General features: G+C 59.2%; 12 protein-coding genes and 1 other annotated feature. Of the genes, 7 read left to right on the top strand and 5 right to left on the bottom strand.

Going from position 1 to position 18,723, the window contains the following annotated elements:
- The first annotated feature begins 35 nt into the window (after window positions 1–35).
- From HUK72_RS19600 to HUK72_RS19590, 3 genes are all read left to right on the top strand, one after another.
- A complete protein-coding gene (locus HUK72_RS19600) occupies window positions 36–1,292 on the top strand; it encodes a TonB-dependent siderophore receptor (protein WP_176598292.1) in 1,257 nt (418 codons plus the stop codon).
- A gap of 188 nt (window positions 1,293–1,480) precedes the next feature.
- Window positions 1,481–2,773, top strand: coding sequence for an integrase arm-type DNA-binding domain-containing protein (locus tag HUK72_RS19595; protein WP_082749164.1), 1,293 nt, complete (start codon window positions 1,481–1,483; stop codon window positions 2,771–2,773).
- Between the two features lie 533 nt (window positions 2,774–3,306).
- Window positions 3,307–4,593, top strand: coding sequence for an integrase arm-type DNA-binding domain-containing protein (locus HUK72_RS19590; protein ID WP_169575761.1), 1,287 nt, complete (start codon window positions 3,307–3,309; stop codon window positions 4,591–4,593).
- Here HUK72_RS19590 and HUK72_RS19585 read toward each other — a convergent pair.
- On the bottom strand, window positions 4,578–4,775 hold the full coding sequence (locus HUK72_RS19585; protein WP_066563399.1) for an AlpA family transcriptional regulator: 198 nt from the start codon (window positions 4,773–4,775) through the stop codon (window positions 4,578–4,580). The genes HUK72_RS19590 and HUK72_RS19585 overlap by 16 nt on opposite strands.
- Before the next feature lie 180 nt (window positions 4,776–4,955).
- On the opposite strand from HUK72_RS19585, the gene HUK72_RS19580 reads away from it, so the two are divergent.
- Complete coding sequence (locus tag HUK72_RS19580) at window positions 4,956–5,759, top strand: fructosamine kinase family protein (RefSeq protein WP_087574513.1); 804 nt, start codon at window positions 4,956–4,958, stop codon at window positions 5,757–5,759.
- Window positions 5,760–6,003: 244 nt separating this feature from the next.
- Here HUK72_RS19580 and HUK72_RS19575 read toward each other — a convergent pair whose 3' ends face one another.
- Window positions 6,004–9,909, bottom strand: coding sequence for an ATP-binding protein (locus tag HUK72_RS19575; protein ID WP_176598291.1), 3,906 nt, complete (start codon window positions 9,907–9,909; stop codon window positions 6,004–6,006).
- Window positions 9,910–10,669: 760 nt separating this feature from the next.
- Here HUK72_RS19575 and HUK72_RS19570 point away from each other — a divergent pair.
- The gene (locus HUK72_RS19570) at window positions 10,670–11,812 is read left to right on the top strand and encodes a helix-turn-helix domain-containing protein (RefSeq protein ID WP_176598290.1); all 1,143 of its coding nucleotides are present in this window, start codon (window positions 10,670–10,672) and stop codon (window positions 11,810–11,812) included.
- A 257-nt stretch (window positions 11,813–12,069) separates the two neighbouring features.
- Complete coding sequence (locus HUK72_RS19565) at window positions 12,070–12,813, top strand: hypothetical protein (protein WP_176598289.1); 744 nt, start codon at window positions 12,070–12,072, stop codon at window positions 12,811–12,813.
- A gap of 136 nt (window positions 12,814–12,949) precedes the next feature.
- On the opposite strand, the gene HUK72_RS19560 is transcribed toward HUK72_RS19565, so the two are convergent.
- The gene (locus HUK72_RS19560; protein ID WP_218036177.1) at window positions 12,950–13,864 is read right to left on the bottom strand and encodes a hypothetical protein; all 915 of its coding nucleotides are present in this window, start codon (window positions 13,862–13,864) and stop codon (window positions 12,950–12,952) included.
- 165 nt (window positions 13,865–14,029) lie between these two features.
- Here HUK72_RS19560 and HUK72_RS19555 point away from each other — a divergent pair, with 165 nt between their 5' ends.
- Window positions 14,030–16,378 (top strand): restriction endonuclease, encoded by a 2,349-nt coding sequence (locus tag HUK72_RS19555; protein WP_176598287.1) that lies wholly within the window; start codon window positions 14,030–14,032, stop codon window positions 16,376–16,378.
- Between the two features lie 97 nt (window positions 16,379–16,475).
- On the opposite strand, the gene HUK72_RS19550 is transcribed toward HUK72_RS19555, so the two are convergent.
- Together HUK72_RS19550 and HUK72_RS19545 are read right to left on the bottom strand one after the other, a co-directional pair.
- Window positions 16,476–17,081, bottom strand: coding sequence for a BRCT domain-containing protein (locus HUK72_RS19550; protein WP_176598286.1), 606 nt, complete (start codon window positions 17,079–17,081; stop codon window positions 16,476–16,478).
- Window positions 17,082–17,360: 279 nt separating this feature from the next.
- A protein-coding gene (locus HUK72_RS19545) for an IS3 family transposase (RefSeq protein WP_169576924.1) occupies window positions 17,361–18,589 on the bottom strand; the annotation gives its coding sequence in 2 pieces (ribosomal slippage) (window positions 17,361–18,301 and window positions 18,301–18,589; 1,230 coding nt in all).
- Window positions 18,192–18,308, bottom strand: a sequence feature (AL1L pseudoknot). (Overlaps the previous gene by 117 nt.)
- Window positions 18,590–18,723 lie beyond the last annotated feature (134 nt).

Raw genomic sequence — 18,723 nt, 5'->3', positions numbered from 1 at the left:
TAAATAGACGGTCCCCGGAAACGGGGGATAAATCCATGAAGCTCAATCGTCTCTATCTGTGTTCGACCGCTGTTGCAGGCGCGCTGCTGACGTCGTCGCCCTCTTTTGCACAAGGCGTTGCGACGCCCGACAGCGCTGACGTTGAAGCGGCCGACGCCAGCGCCATCATCGTGACCGGCGTGCGCGGCGCGCCGCGCACCGTGGCGGAAAGCCCTGCGCCGATCGACGTGGTGGGCGCGGAGAAATTGCAGGCCACCGGCTCGGCGGAATTTGGCGAGGCGCTGTCCAAACTGCTGCCCTCGCTCAATTTCGGCGCGACCCATGCGGGCGTCTTCTCCATCGGGCGTCCGGTCACCAATCGCGGCCTGGCGCCCGCCTATACGCTGGTGCTGGTCAACGGCAAGCGCCGGCACAATGGCGCCTTCCTCAACAATTCGACCGCCGACACCTCCGGCGCGAACCCGGTCGACATCGACCTCATCCCCACCAGCGCCATCGACCGGATCGAGGTGCTGAAGGACAGCGCTGCCGCCCAATATGGCACCGACGCCATCGCCGGGGTCATCAATATCCAACTGGCCAAGAAGGAAGGGCTGAGCGGCGATTTCACCTATGACACGCTCTATGACGCCAATGGCAGTCCGGATAGCTGGAAGGGCACGATCCGTTACGGCACGAAGATCGGTGACGGCGGCTTCCTGACGCTCAGCGGCGACATCCGCAAGCGCGGCGGAGCCTGGTGGAACCTGCCCGCGACCGATACGAACATCTATGGCTTGCCCGCCAATCGCTCGGTGGATCAGGTGGCGGCGACCAGCGGCCTGACCCGCGATCAGGTGCTGGCCAATGTCGCCCAGGCCAATGCCCGCAACGCGCAATGGAGCCGTGACGGCGCGCATAATGGCGATCCGCAGATCAAGGCGTTCAACCTGTCCTATAATGCCGAACTGCCGGTGACGGAGAATGTCACCCTCTACAGCTTCGGTACCTATGGCGAGCGCGACGCCCAGGTCGGCAATAATTTCCGCCGCCCCAACAGCACCGCCAATTTCACCGCGCTTTTCCCGGACGGCTATTATCCGCTCAACAATATCGACGAGAACGATTTACAGTTCGTGGGTGGTTTGCGCGGCGCGCTCTGGGGCTGGGACTATGATGTCAGTTCCTCCTTCGGCCGCAACTATAGTCACCAATATTCGAAACTGTCGGTTCGTCCCTCGCTGGGACCGACCAGCCCGACAAGCTGGCCCAATCTTGCCAATTTCGAGTTCCGGCAGTGGAGCGATATTTAGGACCAGAACGACCAACAAAGTCTCAAGTGAATTAAAATAAATTGCCTTTTATCAGTATGTTAATTGAAGTATCATCCTTATCCGTGGGATTCTAAACGGATTTTGGAATTCATGCGTTTTGTTGGTAAAAATGTTGGTATCGCTCAAGGGATTTTGAGTTTCGCGCATCGATACAGGAGTTCTGTTCGGTGCTGACCGATGATGTCATCCAATCGCTTCTTCCAACCACAAGGCCGATAAAAAAATCGGACGGTGGAGGCCTCCATGTCTGTGTAGCACCTGACGGCCAAATTCAATGGCGGCTGGCATATCGATTTGATCATAAGCAGAAGACGGCTGCAGGTGGATCCTATCCTGCAGTCAGCATTCAACAGGCCCGTGCTTGGCGCGATCATTTGAAAAATTTTATCAGCGAGGGCAAAGACCCTGCCGAGCTCAAGCGCAATCAGAAATATGAGGATGAGGCTGCTCGCATCACTTTTTTCGAGTTGGCTCAAGAATGGCTCGAAATTAAGCGTAAAGAATGGTCGCCGCGTCACTCGCTGCGCGTCGAAGGAAGGTTAAAGCGAGATATCTTTCCATATCTTGGAAGAATTCCTGCGCGTGCAATCTTGCCTCGAATGGTTCTTGAGATCTTAAAACGTGTTGAAGAACGCGACGCAAGCGAAGTTGCGCGACGACTCCGGAGTTATTGTAGTGACATTTTTAAGTACGGTATCCCCGATGGGAGGGTGATAACCGATCCATGTCGTGATCTGGCACTCGCGCTGCGTAAGCGGGTGGTGAAACACAGGGGAAAAATTCCCCTTAACGAGCTTCCGCGGTTTTATGTAGCGCTCAACGCAGACACAGGATCCCGCCTAAGCCATCTAGCGCTCCGTTGGACCATCCTAACGATGGTTCGGACACAGGAAACGCGATTTGCGCAATGGCACGAGTTTGAGGGGCTCGGAGGTACCGAGCCGATATGGAGGATCCCGCCAGAACGCATGAAAATGCGGCAAGAACATCTCGTTCCACTTCCCCCTCAAGCTATCGCGTTGCTCCGTGAAATCAGGGAACTCAATGTCTACGGAAGACACGGGAATGAGCGATTTGGACGATATCTGTTCCCTGTCGTGGGCAACGAAGACGATATAATTAGCTGTAACCGTATGATGGTAGTCATGAAGCGAATTAATATCTCGCCCGGCTCGACGGTCCACGGATTTCGCTCGGTAGCAAGTACGGTTCTGAACGAAGCCGGGATATTTCTGCCAGACTGGATAGAACTTCAACTCGCCCATGCACCATCAGGAGTTCGCGCCGTTTACAATTCAGCCCTTTATCTCAAGCAGCGTCGCGAAATGTTAATCTGGTGGGCGAATTATTTGGAAAGTGCGGAACGCGCCTCCGCTGCGATTTCCATAGAAAGCATGGCGACGCCTAAGCAGAAAAAAAGCGCTGTAGGCTCACTCGACTGGTTTCAATCGTCCTGGTAGGCCGCTAGAACCTGCATTGATCAAAATATGTGGAGAGGCGCCAGGTATCGCTCTGGCGCCGACCCCCACTGGGGGCGGAAACTCGTTAAAATTTATGTCGAGACAGATCGAAGCTTTGGGATTGCCTATCTTTTCGATCATTGCCTTGTATCGTAAGCGCCGTTTATTTGCTTCGTTTATTCACGAAATTATCTTTTGATAATATTGTTAATTAAAATAGGTGCGATGTATTGTGGATCGAAATCATTTTGAATTTGTTTGGCTCTATTTGTAATTGAGTAACGCTGAGGTTTCTCCGCACTCTTATTGCAGTTAAGCAGCCTGCTCCCGCAACCAAACTTTGGTCCAAATGGACCAACAAAGTTTCAAGAGGTCGCCAAAAAAACTGCTGTTTTCAAGCAGTTATCTCATGTAACATGGTCTCCTATGGGATCATGACCGCTCAGGTGGTTTGCATGGGATTTGTTGGTCTTTTTGTTGGTCTTTGGAACAGGATTTCAAATCCCACGCACCGTTTTCAGGAGTCCTGACCGGTGCTGACCAACAGTCTCATTCAATCGATTTTACCCTCCGAACGCCCCGTCAAGAAAGCCGATGGCGGCGGCCTGCACATCTGCGTCCTGCCCAACGGCAAGGCCCAGTGGCGCCTTTCCTACCGCTTCGACTACAGGCAGAAGACGCTCAAGGGCGGCACCTATCCCGAGGTCAGCATCGACCGCGCGCGGGTATGGCGCGAGGAGATGAAGGCGCTCCTCGCCGAGGGGAAAGACCCGGCCCACATCCGCCTCCTGAAGAAATATGAGGTGAAGGCCGAGAACACGACCTTCCAGCAACTGGCCGAGGAATGGCTCGCCGTGAAACGGGAAGGGTGGTCTGCCCGCTATGCCGGCGTCATCGAGCGGCGGCTTGAGGCGGATATCTTCCCCGTCATCGGCAAGAAGAAGGTCCGGGCGATCATCCCGCAGATGATGCTCGAAGCCTTGCAGCAGATCCAGGATCGCGGCGCGCTCGAAATGGCCCATCGCGTCCGGGGCTATTGCAGCGAGATTTTCCGCTATGGCATCCCCAGCGGCCGCGTCATGTCCGATCCCTGTACCGACCTCGGCTCAGTGATGCGCAAGCGGGCGCGGGTCAAGCATCGCTCCAAGGTTCCGATCTCGGAACTGCCGCGCTTCTATGCGGCGCTCAACGCCGATTCCGGCTCACGGCTCAGCCATCTTGCCCTGCGGTGGACCATTCTCACCATGGTGCGCACGCAGGAAACCCGCCACGCCCAATGGAGCGAGTTCGAAGGCCTGGGCGGACCCAAGCCGCTGTGGCGCATTCCCGCCGAGCGCATGAAGATGCAACTGGAGCATCTGGTGCCGCTGCCGCCACAGGCCGTCGAGCTGCTCCGCGAACTCAGGGAACTCAATGTCTACGGAAAGTTCGGCAACGAGCGGTTCGGGCAATATCTTTTCCCGGTCATCGGCAACAACGATGACACGATCAGTTCGAGCCGCATGCTGGTCCTACTGCGGCGTTTGGGCGTCGGGGACAAGGCGACCGTCCATGGCTTCCGTTCGGTCGCCAGCACCATATTGAATGAATCGACGCTCTTTAACGCCGACTGGATCGAGATGCAGCTTGCCCATGTGCCGCAAGGGGTGCGGAGCGTTTACAACGCCGCGCTCTATCTCGATCCCCGCCGGAAGATGATGAAATGGTGGGCGGACTATCTCGATGACGCCGAGCGCGCTTCGAAGGCTATCGTCATCGAGGACAAGACCCCGAAGAAGAAGCCGGTCGAAGCGCTGGGCTGGTTTCAGTCGTCCTGGTAATTGGCGGGAGATCGCATCCATCGCATGATCCGCGACAGGCGCCAGGCCACTGCCCTGGCGCCTATTTTTTCGGGCGCGGGAAACGTGCCCAGATGGATGTCGCGATAGATGGAAGCCTTGGGCTTCCCGGTTTTCTGGATCACCGCCCTGAGGCGCAGAAATTGCTCACTCATATCGTCCATAGCAAACCAAGCTCCTGTCCCGGTCTGCCCGCGCCCATATTGTGCCGCTTTTACAATCGCCAATCAAGGGCCGGTCGGCGCATGGGAGAAGCGTCCTGGCACGGTTTGGGCCGTCCGTCGTCGCTATGCCTGACAGCGCAAAGCGCCTATCACTGACCGGAGATAATAAGGGATCGCTGTGTGAGGTCGATATTTGTGCGGGCGGGCCATTTGCTGGGGGCTCGTGTCGAAAGCGTGACGCAAATTTCCGGCGGCAGCCTTTCGTCGGTCAGCCGGCTTGGTTTGGTCGGTGGGGGGACGGCGATCGCGAAGACCGGCTCGCTGGTGGCCGTCGAAGCCACGATGCTGGAGGCGCTGCGCGGAAGGGGCGTGCCGACGCCGACGATCCTCGCGATGGAAGCCGAATTGCTGATCCTGGAGGATCTGCCCGCTGCGGGGCGGCTTGCCCGTGCATGGGCAAACCTTGCGGACATTCTCGATCATCTGCATCTGCCAACCGCCGGCGCCTATGGTTGGGACTCTGATTATTCCTTCGAAACCGTGGCCATTCTGAACGGTCGGAAAAGCAGCTGGATCGAATTCTGGGGCGACAACCGGCTGCGCTGCCATCTTCCCCATATTGATCGCCATTTGGGGGATCGCCTTGAGGAACTGGTCCGGCGGTTGGGCGAGTTCCTGCCGGACCATCCGCCGGCCGCCTTGCTTCATGGCGATCTTTGGGGCGGAAACATTCTGGTCAGCGACGTCAGCATATCCGGCTTGATCGATCCGGCAGCCTATTACGGCCACCGGGAAGTCGATTTGGCGATGCTCAGCTTGTTCGACAATCCTCCGGTCGCATTCTACGAAGCCTGTGGTCTCGAAGAAGGGTGGCGTGAGCGGCAACCCATATATCGCTTATGGCCGCTGCTCGTGCACGCCCGCTTGTTCGGCGACAGCTATGTCAGGCAGGCATCGGCCTGCCTGGGCGAGATTGGGTTTTAACGACCCTTCCTCGCCGCTCAGCGGCCAAATATCGCTCACCGGCAGCGGACATTTCATTGCCGCGCTCGGGCCGGTCATCATGTCCGTTTTGTCGGACGATCCGGAAGGTCTCCTTTAACCCGCCCAGTAAAACATCCGAACGTTCATTCAGGGAGGAACGTTATGCCAACTACGCCCCCCTCCCAGACGTCATCAGGACGAAATTACCTCCCATATTCACGTCGAACAGGCGGACACATAGGCTCTACACGGCGTCGTACAGCACCCCCACGACGCGACGGGCGGAGGTCATCAGGGGAACATCACCGACATCGCTTACAGCTTCGGTGGCGACGACCATCGAGGAACCTAGGCCGCCAATCGTCTCGAATTGCCGGAGATGACCCAGCGCACCGGGCAGCCGGCTGCCCACGCGCTTGAAGATGCTGGTGCCGTCAGCGAGCGTCACCGCCGCCAGCTTGCCCGTCCAGCCATCGAGCTGGGCCGGCGTCAGCTCGGCGCCGCCGAGAATCACTTGGCCGGGCAGCGCCAGTGGGATCGCGCTGTCCTCCTTCACACGATACGCGATCTGAACCGTATCGAGTTCTGGTACGGTTTCGATCGGCGTCGCCTCGCCGCCGCCGGCAGGCGGTGGCATGTCGGTGAACACCGCGCCGACGATACGATACAGGCGCACCGCACTGTCGTCGTAGGTCATTGTCGCGCGGCTATCCCTCGGATCCGGCATCTGGGCCGAAAGCGAGACGCCGATGGCGTTCGGAGAGCGCGCGATCCGCCGCGCGAAAGTGTGCTTCTTGTGGCGCGCGATCACAAGGTTGTGGTCGCGGCCGGGGTAGGGCTCGCACTCGACGATCGCGGCCGAACCCGGGGGAATTGCGAAGCCAAGGCTCTCACCGCGCACGTAGTAGAGCGACTTCCCCTGGAACCACGTGCCGTCGAGGCTGTCTTCCGACACATCCTGCGAGCCGCCAGACGGCGCCGAACCCATGAACGCGGCGATGTCGGGGCAAATCGGCACGGCGATGACCGGAGGGGCGAGGGGCCGAAGCGCCACCACGTTTGTCCCGCCGGTCGAGGTTTCGAGCGGCTCGCGCCACCGGTGCAGGCGGAACTGCTCGTGCACCTTTTCGACGTTGGTCCGAAGCTGCGCAAAGGTCTGCTTCAGGCGGTCGACATCCATATAGGTGATGGAAGTCTTGTCGTGATGTGACTGGTTCAGGACGCGACGGGCGTCGGCTCCCTCCGCGAACGCTGGGTCGTTCGCGAACTGCTTCACCAGCGGATGTTGGAACAGTTCGCCTGAGCCGCCACCGACCATTCCGCGCAGGCGATCAACGAGCGGCATGAGCGTGACCGCCTTCGTCGTGGTGGTGTATGCAGGGTGGGCAATGCTGTCGAACAGATCGCCAAGGCGGGCCTCAAGGAACACGCGCAGATCCGACGCATAGTCCTGCGCGGCAGCATGGTTATCAGGCGAATCCAGAAACACGCCACGCTTTCGATCGACCTCCTCCTGCGCTGGCGCGACGAACACCGTAGGATGCACCGAATTCACGGGATGGACGGACAGATGCTCCGAGCCTTCGCGATGCTCGGCGACGAGGCAGCGGGCGAACTTTCGATCATGTGTGGTGATCAGAAGCTGGGCCGACGATGCCAGCCCGGACAGTCCGCGGGCTAGCCGCTCGCGGTTGTCGTTGTCGAGCAACTCCTGCGGATCGTCAAGGACCAGCGTCGTCAGGCCGCCGCGCTGCCGGAGGACGTACTCACGGAAGGCAAGGAAGAAGCCGAGCAGCGCACCACGAAGCGCAGAGGCGTTCGAGATGTGCTGGGCAGGAGCGTTCACGCCGTCTCGCCCAACCTGCAGTCCGAGCACACCCTTGGCGTCCATGACCGTGCCGGTGAGATCCGGCGCGTATGTGGTGGCGTTTTGATACATCGCGCTGCGCCAGTGATCGGAACGCGTTTGCAGGGTCGAGCGCAGACTGTCGACTTGGGCCTGCGCAAGCGTGCCGAGCGGAACCAACATTTCGAGCGCGGTTACGGCGCGGCCGCACTGCGCGATCCGATCGACCTTGCCGGATCGCTCGGCGCGCGCCGCCTCCAGCCGGGATACGAAGATTCCGGCCTGGTTAAGCGGCGCCACGCTCTCAATAATCGAGAGCAGCGTTTTCAGCCGACGACCGATGGCGCGATCCGCATCCGGCGAATCCTCGTCGCCCCGCCTCACAGTCTGGATGAACGCGCTGAGCGCGGCAGCATGCGCCTTGCGCCAGTTCGCGAACGCGATCGCGCGGTCGACGCGCTTCATCAGGTCCAGCAGCGCGTCCGCAGGCTCGGCGATGCCCGGCGGCAACGTCCGCTCCGCTGGTTCATCGAAGGGCGGAAGACTTGCCGCCGTCTCCTCGACGAGCAGATCGCTGTCCTGCGCGAGCGCACCGAGCGTTCCACGGAATCCATCGGTCGCGTAAAGCTCGGTGGTCATGCCGGTAATCACCAAATCGACGGGCCGCGACGGCAGCTCCTTGCGGGCCTCAGCAGCAATCGCCTCGGGGAGGTGCTCGAGCAATTGACCGTGCCACTTGGCAGCCCACTGCCTAACGGTCTGCGCAACCAACTCGCGATTCACCTGCGCCCCGGCGATCTGGTCCGCCACAGGCTCCCCGGTCACGGGATCACGTGCGCCAACGAGGTCGCCGGTGCACACCGGGCAGCGACCATCGGCAGGATGCTCATGACGATGGATCCAACTCGACACCATAGCGTAGAGTTGCGCCCGCTTCGCGCGGTCGGGATTGTCGGCGAGTTCGGCGAGAGTGGCTGCCTCACGATCGATCTGGGCGAACCACTCGCGCATGTCGGCCAGCTGCTGCTCGTCAGCCGGAAGGCTCGTCAGACGGCTGATCGACGGCAGATCCTTCACCCGCGCCAACTGCTCGATGGCCGGACGGATGTTGCGCTCGAGATCGTCTCTATCCGCCTTGACCTGCGGGTCGAAGCCTTCGCCCAGCACAGTCCGGGCCGTTGCAAGACCTGCCGCCTTCGCGTCGGAGAAGTGGGTCGCGATATCAACGAGACGCTGCTCTGTGTCGGCAGCATCGATAACGGGCACCTCGCCCTCGAAAGCGATGTCGGAGTTCTCGGACAGTATCGTCTTCAGGTCGCTGACGGATTCCCCATATCGACTCGCGACCTGCGCGATCTCCGCCTCGATTTCCTTGATTCTACGAGTCGAAATCCGGGTGGCGGCGTTGCCGGCGTGCTTCGCGAGATCGACTAGGTTCGCGAGGCCAGTCAGCCGCGCCACGGCCTGACCGAGCTGCGATGCCGAACCCACCGACAGGAAAGGCAGCATCGCTGGCATCGTCGTCGCAATGCGCCACGCGATCGGGTCGAGTCCAAGCGCGTCAAGATCGGGTTCGGCCTCCTGCAGCTTGCCACGCTGGTTGCGGGTCTGGTGGCGGCGGACTGGTGGAAGCTCGTTCCCATCAGCATCGACGAAGGTCAACTCCACCCAAGTGTCCGCTGGGATGGGCTTGCCATCCTCTGGCAGCTCGCTGCCGAAATTTGGCATAGGCGTCACCGAAGACATCTGATGCAAAGTAACAGTGTCGTCCGGGTGAGTAATTTCGCATGCAAACTCGGTCATTCCCGACTCCGGTTCGCGCTGGGACCGGATCAGATTGCCGGTGAGACACCAGATCATCGCATTTAGGATTGAGGTCTTGCCTGAGCCGTTCGCGCCTTCAAAAAGGGTGACGCTTGCAGTTGGTGTGAAGACGAACGTGTCGGGCGCATCTGTCAGTCGCCCGTATACATGTAAGCCCGCGAAACGATGCGCGACCATCCGCTTCAGCGTCAGCCTACGGCCTGCGACCGTCGGTGCCGGATTCGCATCGGTCGCAATCGCAGGTGGAACTCCGTCGACAGCATCGATGATCGCCTCAATGTCGGCAGCATTCTGATTCGCTGCCCACCTGCCGCCGTTCTCGCGATACCAGTCGAGCACCGAGCGCGCGCCGTCGCTATCGAGCGAATATCGGTCGTTGTCGCGCACGATTACCTCGCGGCCACTTACCAGATCGGCGAGCACGGCGTCGGTCGTAAGCAGATGGATATCCCGCGCAGGACGCGCGCCGTCTTCGTTCATGTAGTCCCCCAATTTGTGGATCACAATTCACGAAGCGATCAGAATAGTCCAGTAGAACAACATCCGAAATTCAGACAAAATTGACAAAGGAAGAGCGGGCTTTTGGCTCTTAGAACTAAGCTTGGGACGTTGAGCGTCCGACAAGGGGGCGAAGCGGAAGGGGTTGCCAATTCTACCTTCCACTTGAGGAAAGGGCTGCTGAGCGAATGACCGCTATCGGGACACTCAAATGCGCGACCAACTGTCGGAAATGTTGGCGGAGACCGATATGGAGCGGCCTATTGCCAATAACCCGCTGTATTTGCTATCGTGGGGTTGGAAGTGGGTTTAGCCTGATAGGTCTAGTAGGTGGAGGTTCGATTCCTTCGGCAATCGCCTGTCTCGGTGGTCTTCTAACAATCCTGGGCCTGTCAGCCCTGAACTACGTTGGTGAACTGCCTCACAAGCAGAGGAGAAAGGAGAGGCCTATGAGCAAATCAGGTAAATCGAAGCGGTGCAAACCGCAACACACCGTCCGGCAAGCATTTGGAAGATCATTGATCATTACACTGTGGGCCATCGGGACGGGAATTGCGTCTGGTGTGGCCCTGTCAGGCTAAGCCCACTTACCTTACTTTTGCTTTTTGGAGGTTCGGGCAATATCGCCCGAGTTTCGACGCTATCACTAGCGGTCCGAAATGGGGGTAGGCGCTGCTTCCAGTGGGAGCGCTCCCCATCCATCGCTAGACCGCGCCGTCCTCCAGCAAGACTTGAGTCCATTATGATCGAACAGCCCATCGACGAGATCGACGAAGCCGCGCTGCAGCGCCTGATTGACAACCAGGTCTCCGAAGGCCGTGACCTAGAGTTCAAACGTGAGCTGCCGGGCGGCGGCGACGAGGCGTCCCGAGAGTTTCTCGCAGATGTGACCGCCTTCGCCAATGCCCAAGGCGGGGATATCATCTACGGACTGGGCGAGACCAGTGGCGCGGCAGCCGATCTTCCCGGTGTGGAAGTCGATGATCCCGATGCTGTAATCCTGAGGCTCGAAGGTAAGCTCCAGACCGGTGTCGAGCCGCGCCTGATTGGCGTCAGGACCAGATGGGTGCTACTCGCCAATGGGCGCGGCGCCCTAGTGCTGCGCATTCCCGGCAGCCTTAGCGCGCCCCACCGTGTCACCTTTAAGAATGGTGCCCGCTTTTACGGGCGCAATAGCCGCGGCAAATATGAACTCGACGTCCACGATCTTCGGCATGCCTTCACCGAGGCCGCGCAACTCCCCCAGCAGTTTCGCCAGCTCCATGCCGAGGCGATCGCAGCAGCGCAGGGCGTCGATATGCCGTTCGCGATCGAACAGGCGCCGGTCGCGGTGATCTCGGTCGCGCCGCTCGGGCTTTTCCGCGAGGAGCGCCGGATCGCGGTGACACGCGAAAATGCGGTGGTGCCGGTTCGGGTCGGTGCGTTCACCGCGCTCGACACGATTGAGGGCGTCCTGATGCACGCGCCGATCGGTGAGGAAGGCCGGGTTGGCTCCTATGCGCTGACCTATCGCAACGGGCGGACGGACTCAGCCTTCGTCATCGGCGGCGTTCGCGAATACAATGGCGAGGAGCGCCGCACAGTCTGGCCGACCACGTTCGAGCAGGGTCTCATGGCGATGACGAACGCGACTCAGATACAGCTGCGCCAGCAGGGCATTGACGGCCCTTGGGTGATCCTGACCAGCATCGTGGGCGCGAAGGGTTTTCGCATGATCGTTGGTGACGGCTATCCGACTGCGGTGGCGTTCCGGAACAATGTCCTGCTCGGGCAGCATATCGTCGAGCGGATCGACACTGACGCGCTGATGCCGACCGCCGAAGCGTTTTGGCTGCTCTTCGGGGTCCACCGTCCAAACAATCGCGCCCTCGGCGCCGAGCGATAGAGTTATAGCCATGGACGACGCTAGCTGCCCTTCCGTTGCCCCCTTTCGGGCTTTTACCTCCCCGCATCGCGATCTAGCCGATCTCCTTGACCGGCCAATTCTAGTCATGCGCGCGACCTGAACATAAGGCGGCTCTTGAAGGGCTGACTTTTACCGGGAACGACGGCTTTGTCGGCGATATACCCGGATCTCCCCGGTGATCTCGAAAGTTTACGTCGCTCGGCATAGGCAGCATGTCATGGTGCTCGGATAATGTGATGAACAACGACCTTTTTTCTTTAAAAGCCCGTCTGAGCGCTGAGACCGTGAAATTGATGGATGACATACTCGAGAAAACGGACGGAACGCTCACTGCCCGAGCGCTGCATCCGGGTGAGGCACCATTCGAGAGTATCACCGCCGGTCTCGATATCAACGATTATACCGCCGTGCTGCTGGTCAAGGATTTCGCGACGGTGCCCGAAGCGGCCGTGATCCATGAACTACTGCATCTTCATCGTTATTGGGTCGAGGGTGTGCCCCAGCTGATTGGACTCGACCATGCTATGCAGCAATCGATCGGCCTAATAGAGAATAGCCTTGAGCATCTCGTGATCGTGCCGCGCCAGTCTGGCTTCGAGCGGAAGGATCCGGATTATTGGAACGCAGGCTCAAGACAGGAATGGGAAGAGTTGTTCCCGCAGTGGCTGTTATTGGATCGCACCGGCCTACCCTTCAAGCGCAGGCTGCTTATGGCATGGCTGAGAACGCATATCGCGACCGACGGGGAGCTTGTCGATCAGGCACGCTCGCTTCTGAAGGACTGTGGCTTTCTGGAGACTTCTGAAGCCTTCAAATCCAGGGCCGTGGCACTTCTCGATCATAAGGAGCTGCTCGTGGAGACCATTATCGAAGCTTTCGGATATGACCGTCTCCGTCTCGCACTAAGATATTTTGGTACGGGGTTCAGACAACCGTCTGTCAGACTCCTACGTTTTACTGAAGCCGGCCGGGCATCCTGACGATACGCATGTTGATGGGATGCTGGTTTCGCATAGCCAGTCAGGCCTTCAATCGCGCCGCCTGCGCGGATGCTGGGTTATCCTGTTGATCGTCTTCACGTAAGTCGGTTCAGGCGGGCGAAGCCAGTTGGGCTCGCTATGGCTCAGCAAGCGATCCGTCTTCCGTCGGGAAATCGACGCCGGACCTGAAGAAGGTCACGGTCTCGCCTTCGACGAAGATCGCGTCAGCGTCATTACTGATCATGCCGTCAGGGCGGACTCCTCCTCGTACGGTGCCATGTGCGGTGTTGAACGCCATCTGCTCGCCGATGACATAGCCGTAGCGGCGAAATCCGGTCCCGTAGAGGCCGTCCCGCCCCTTGGGATAATTGGCGAACTTCTCTACATTATATTCCGGCTTCAGCAAGCTCACGAACGCTTTCTCGGCGTCGGAAACGATCCGCTTGGCGTCATAATCGCCGCTCAGCTCCAACTCATCGAACTCGTGCTCGAACGTCTGCATGATCAACGGATCGGTCTCGAATAGGAACAAGAACGTCTCGTCGGAAACCCGTGCGCCTGGGTAGCGCTGCGGTTCGTTGGCGAGAATCTCCTGCCGCGCCTTGTGTCCCCGCGCGAGCAGACGATCGAAACTGTCGCCCTTCTTCGCAATGCCGACATACAGCAGGTCATAGGTGGCGAGCTCCCGGACATCATTCAGCCCATGGATGCCGGGCCTTGCGCGCGACCGATCCCACAGCAACTTCTCGGTCGTGAACCACTCCACGACGTCCGAACCGTTCTCGTGCGGTGGGCCGTCCCAGACCCTGAAGCCGCTGCCGGCATCGTCGAACTCGATCAGGAAGTCCTTGCCGCGCAGATCAATGACGCCCGGCAGTTCCTGCAACGCGATCCGAACCCGCGAGGGCGGGCGATCGCCGACCACAAAGTTGAATTCGATGACGTTTTCGTCGAGGTTGAACTGCGGGTCGAGCATTCGGGCCTGGGCCCTGCCGCCTATCATATAGAAGTCGCTGGTTCGCAGCATCGCTTCCACCGCCGGAATCCGCATCAATCGCACGGCATCGGCATTGGAAATCGGAGGATAGACGGTGCGCAGCGTCGTGAGCTTGGTCTTAGTGACTGTCATGGATCAATAATGTAACACCACTCGCCCTTCATGCCATAGTTATGAAGGGCATGGATGCGCGGCATTTTTTGGAGCTAAGTTAAGCAGATGAACGGGGTGAGCGATATCGGGGCGGATGTTCAGCTGCGATCACCGGATCGGGCCGCCGTCGGACCATGGTCGGACCTGGCGCTTCATACGATCGGCTGGCGCGCCTTTCAGGACCTCTGCTCCCAGATTTGCGAGGTGATGCTCCACCGGCCGGTCGAGATTTTTCGTGAGGCGCAGGACGGCGGCCAAGATGCAGTCTTCCTCATCCCTGCCGACGACCCGGCGTCGCCGTCGATCGGTACGGTGCAATGCAAGCATACGTCCGATGCCGGCAAGGCGCTGCGTAGCAGTGATCTCAACGCCGAAGTCGACCATGTTCGCGAGCTGGTCGCGCAGGGCCAAGCCGACACCTACATCTTCATGACGAACATGGGCGTCGATGCAGGCGTTGCCATGGAAATCCGTGCTCGCCTTCGCGAACTCGGCGTCCGCAAACCCCATATCCTCGGACGCCAATATGTCGTTCGCACCATCAGGAGCAGCGCGCGGCTACGCGCGCTGGTGCCCCAGGTTTACGGGCTGGGCGACCTAACTGCGATCATCGACGAACGCTTGACCCAGCAAAGCCGCGCGCTGCTGGACAACTGGATACCCAAGCTCAAGACCTATGTTCCGACCCGGGCTCATCGCGATGCGGTGAGGGCGATCGGAGATCATGGCATCGTACTCCTGCTCGGCAACCCTTCGAGCGGAAAATCCGCGATCGGTGCCATCATCTCGACCATCGCCTCGGAGAACCCCAACAATACCGTCCTTGCGCTGACGAGCCCTCGCGATTTTGAAGCGGGCTGGAATCCGAGCGATCCCGGCCGGTTCTTCTGGATCGACGATGCCTTTGGTTCAAACCAGGTGCGCGAGGATTTCGTTCAGGACTGGACATCCGCTTTTGCCAAGCTTCGCGCGGCAATTGGGCACGGCAATCGTTTCCTTCTGACTTCGCGAAAGCACATCTATGAAGCGGCGCGCCGGCGCCTCGGCCAACGCAACTTGCCTTTCTTTGCCGATGGACGCGCCGTCGTCGATGTTGGTGCGCTGACCGCAGAGGAAAAGGCGCAGATCCTGTATAACCACGTCAATTACGGCGGCCAAACCCAAAGCTGGAAATCGAGCGTCAAGCCGCACCTCGACGCTGTCGCCGCCGTCGAGGAATTCCTACCCGGCATCGCCGAACGTCTCGGGGACCCCAATTTCACCAAGAGCCTCGCGCCGCGAGAAGCCTCTCTGGTCCGCTTCATGCGGGAGCCGCGTGAGCATCTCATCGACACCGTCAACGCGCTCGAACCCGTGCTGCAGGCGGCGCTTATCCTGGTCTATGTTCATCAGGGAGCCTTCAAGATCACCGGCTTCGATCAGGAAGCGGCGACCGCGGTCGCGGAGTTGACTAGGTTTTGCCTGCCGCAAATTCAGGATGCCTTCGCCGATCTCAAGGGATCGTTCCTCAAGGCGTCCGGTAGCGGCACGGCTACGATCTGGACCTTCGCCCATCCGACCATTGCAGACGCACTGACCGAGATTCTGAGCGAGAAGCCTTTTATGATGGCGGCTCTGCTGCGCGGGGCCACGATCGATACGGTCTTGTCCGGCTTCACGTGCGAAGGGGCACGCGACATCCCCGACGCACTGTCGATCCCACCGAGCCTCGATGACACATTGGTCGAACGTCTCGCTTTGACTCCTGACGAAATCGACCGCACTTGGTCTTTGTTTATATTTCTTGCCTATCGAGCAAGCGACGTCGTCTTCGAAAAGCTGATCCGGCGCGATCCGGACATACTCAAGCGCAACACATGGGCGACAACAGTGATTGCGAACAGTCCCAAGATGGTGACCCATGGGCGGGCTCATCGCGCGCGATTGCTCAACGACGATCTGCGCGAGTGCGCCGCCGACGCACTCGAAAGCGCGGCGATCAATGAGTTCGACCTCTCGTTCTTCGACAACTCCGCGATACTAGAGTTGATTCCTGCCGACCGCCTCGTACGCCTCGGTATGACTCTCCGCGCCCAACGATTGCCCGAGATCGACGACAGGATCTCCGAGATTGCCAACGACGCAGACCTCGATGAAGATCCGGAGAGCCATTTCGAGAAGATCGCCCATGCGCTTACAATACTTGAGGATTTGAAGGTCGACGACGACGGGGCAGACCTGATCGATGACGCCCGTATGAAGATTAAACGGTCCATCGAGCACCTCGAGGAACGCAAGGAGGAGCGTGACAAGGAGTCCGAGGACGACGCCGATTGGAGCCACATCGTGACAACCTCATCCGTTGAGGATGCGTCAATACCGAAGCCAGCCGAGAAGACGGCCCGATCGATATTCGATGATGTCGACTGTTCCTGAACGGTACCTGCCGCACCTTTAGCGAAATGCGCTTGCCCGGAGACCGCGCGAGCTACAATGTTGGCGAAAGTAGATGGACGGATATAAGGGGAAACAACTAGAGATACTTTACCCAATGCTCCTCAGCGATAATGGAAATGGAAGCCCCGGCGCTTCGCATCTCGACCGCTTTGATAATTTTATTTCCAAATGATGAATGCTTCCACGACTCGGTGGCATATGCGCCGATCACCAGGTAATTAGTTGCCTTCGTGAGACTTCCGCCTGTCCCGCCCCGGGATATCACTGCCTCCTCGCAATGTTTCCGTTGTCCAAAACTGAATGTCCCAGTGAAGCAATGCGCCATACCCTCAAACCTGACACTCGGCGCAGGATGACAGAGTGGAAGTGAGGATGCTTTGGACGCTTCACCCAGTTCAGCATCGCCGGCGGTAAACGCACTCAACGCAGCAAACAAGTCGTTGCACTCCTCAGGATTGGCGACGCCGTCCGCTAGAATGGCCCTAACTCGATTATACAAGGTAGCAATGAGTGGTTGCTGGCTGACCGAGAGATTCGCTACCAACCATTTCTCAAGGAAGTGGACTTCAGCAGAATTGATCGATCCGTCAGCGATCAAGCCTCGAGCTAAGCCGATCAGCTCGTCGACCTGGCGCGACTGGAGTCTATCGCTATTCACGCGGTTCAATGTTTGTTCGTCCATCAGCGCCCCTCCATATAAAAACAAATGCCGCTCATTTTACAATAATAATCAAGCCACCTCCGATGGCCTTGGTCAAGGCCATCTTATTGTCCGCCGCGATCCACCAAACCTTTTTCGCAGCACCCCAATGGGCACTGATAAACTTCGCTTGTCGTTTCAGGCGTAAGGCATGCTAAGCTCGACGCGTGTTGCTTGATTGTCATTTGAAGTGATCTTCTCGCCATCGTGCCGAGCAAGGTTTGAACCGCCCCGGGATTGCCGGAGGCCATTTGGTTTAAATTATGCGGCCATGGGTGTTTCGTCCAGCATGGCGTAGTAGCGCTCCTCGGCTTCGGCAGGCGGGATGTTGCCAATGGGCGCGAGCAACCGCCGGTTGTTGAACCAGTCTACCCATTCGAGAGTGGCGTATTCAACGGCTTCAAAGGATCGCCACGGTCCTCGCCGGTGGATCACCTCGGCCTTGTAAAGGCCGTTGATGGTCTCCGCCAAGGCGTTGTCATAACTGTCGCCCACACTCCCGACCGATGGCTCGATCCCAGCCTCGGCAAGGCGCTCGGTATACTTGATCGAGACATATTGGCTGCCGCGGTCGCTGTGGTGGATCAGGCCGCCATGATGAACTGGTCGCCGATCATGGATTGCCTGCTCCAGGGCGTCGAGCACAAAGCTGGCATGGGCCGTCCTGCTCACCCGCCAGCCCACAATATAGCGGGCGTATACGTCGATCACGAAGGCCACGTAGACGAACCCCGACCACGTCGCGACATAGGTGAAGTCCGACACCCACAGCATGTTCGGTGCCGGCGCATGGAACTGACGGTTGACCTGATCGAGCGGACACGGAGCCGCCTTGTCGCTGATCGTCGTCTTCACCGGCTTGCCCCGGATCACGCCCTGCAGGCCCAAATCACGCATCAACCGCTCCACTGTGCAGCGGGCAATATCAAAGCCCTCCCGCTGCATCTGCCGCCACACCTTGCGCACGCCGTAGACCTTGAAGTTGGCATCGAACACGCGCCGAACCTCGGGCTTCATGGCCTCATCACGCTGGACACGTGGTGACAGGCGCGAGGGATCGCGTCGCGATGCCACACGTTCATGATAGGTGGATGGGGCGATCGGCAGAACCCGGCAGATCGGCTCGACCCCATACTCATCCCGATGCTCGTCAATGAAGGCAGTCATCGCTTGAACGGGCGGTCGAGCTCCGCCTGGGCAAAATATGCCGACGCCTTGCGCAGAATCTCGTTGGCCTGGCGAAGCTCACGGTTCTCGCGCTCCAGCGCCTTCAAACGGTCTGCCAGTTCGGTGGGAACGCCAGGACGTTTGCCGCTGTTCACCTCAGCCTTCTTTACCCACTCTAGCAGCGTGTGCCCCGAACAGCCGATCTTCTCGGCAATGGATATGATCGCCGCCCAGCGGGACGGATGGTCGCCTTCGTGGTCCAGCACCATGCGGACGGCCCGCTCACGAACCTCCGGTGCAAACTTGTTCGTCGTCTTGCTCATCGTAGACCCTTCCTCTCAGGAGTTAGGGCCTCCGGCAATCCCGGGGCGGTTCAGTTCGCCGCTACTGCCGTGTCGTCCCATGAACGTAGGAGGATGTGTGAAGCCCAAGCGGGTGGGTCGATTTGCCGCCAGGT

The organism is Sphingobium sp. 15-1 (assembly GCF_013375535.1).
Lineage (GTDB): Bacteria > Pseudomonadota > Alphaproteobacteria > Sphingomonadales > Sphingomonadaceae > Sphingobium > Sphingobium aromaticivastans.
Note: the sequence above shows the minus strand (reverse complement) of the source record. Positions and strands in the feature narration are given on the sequence as shown.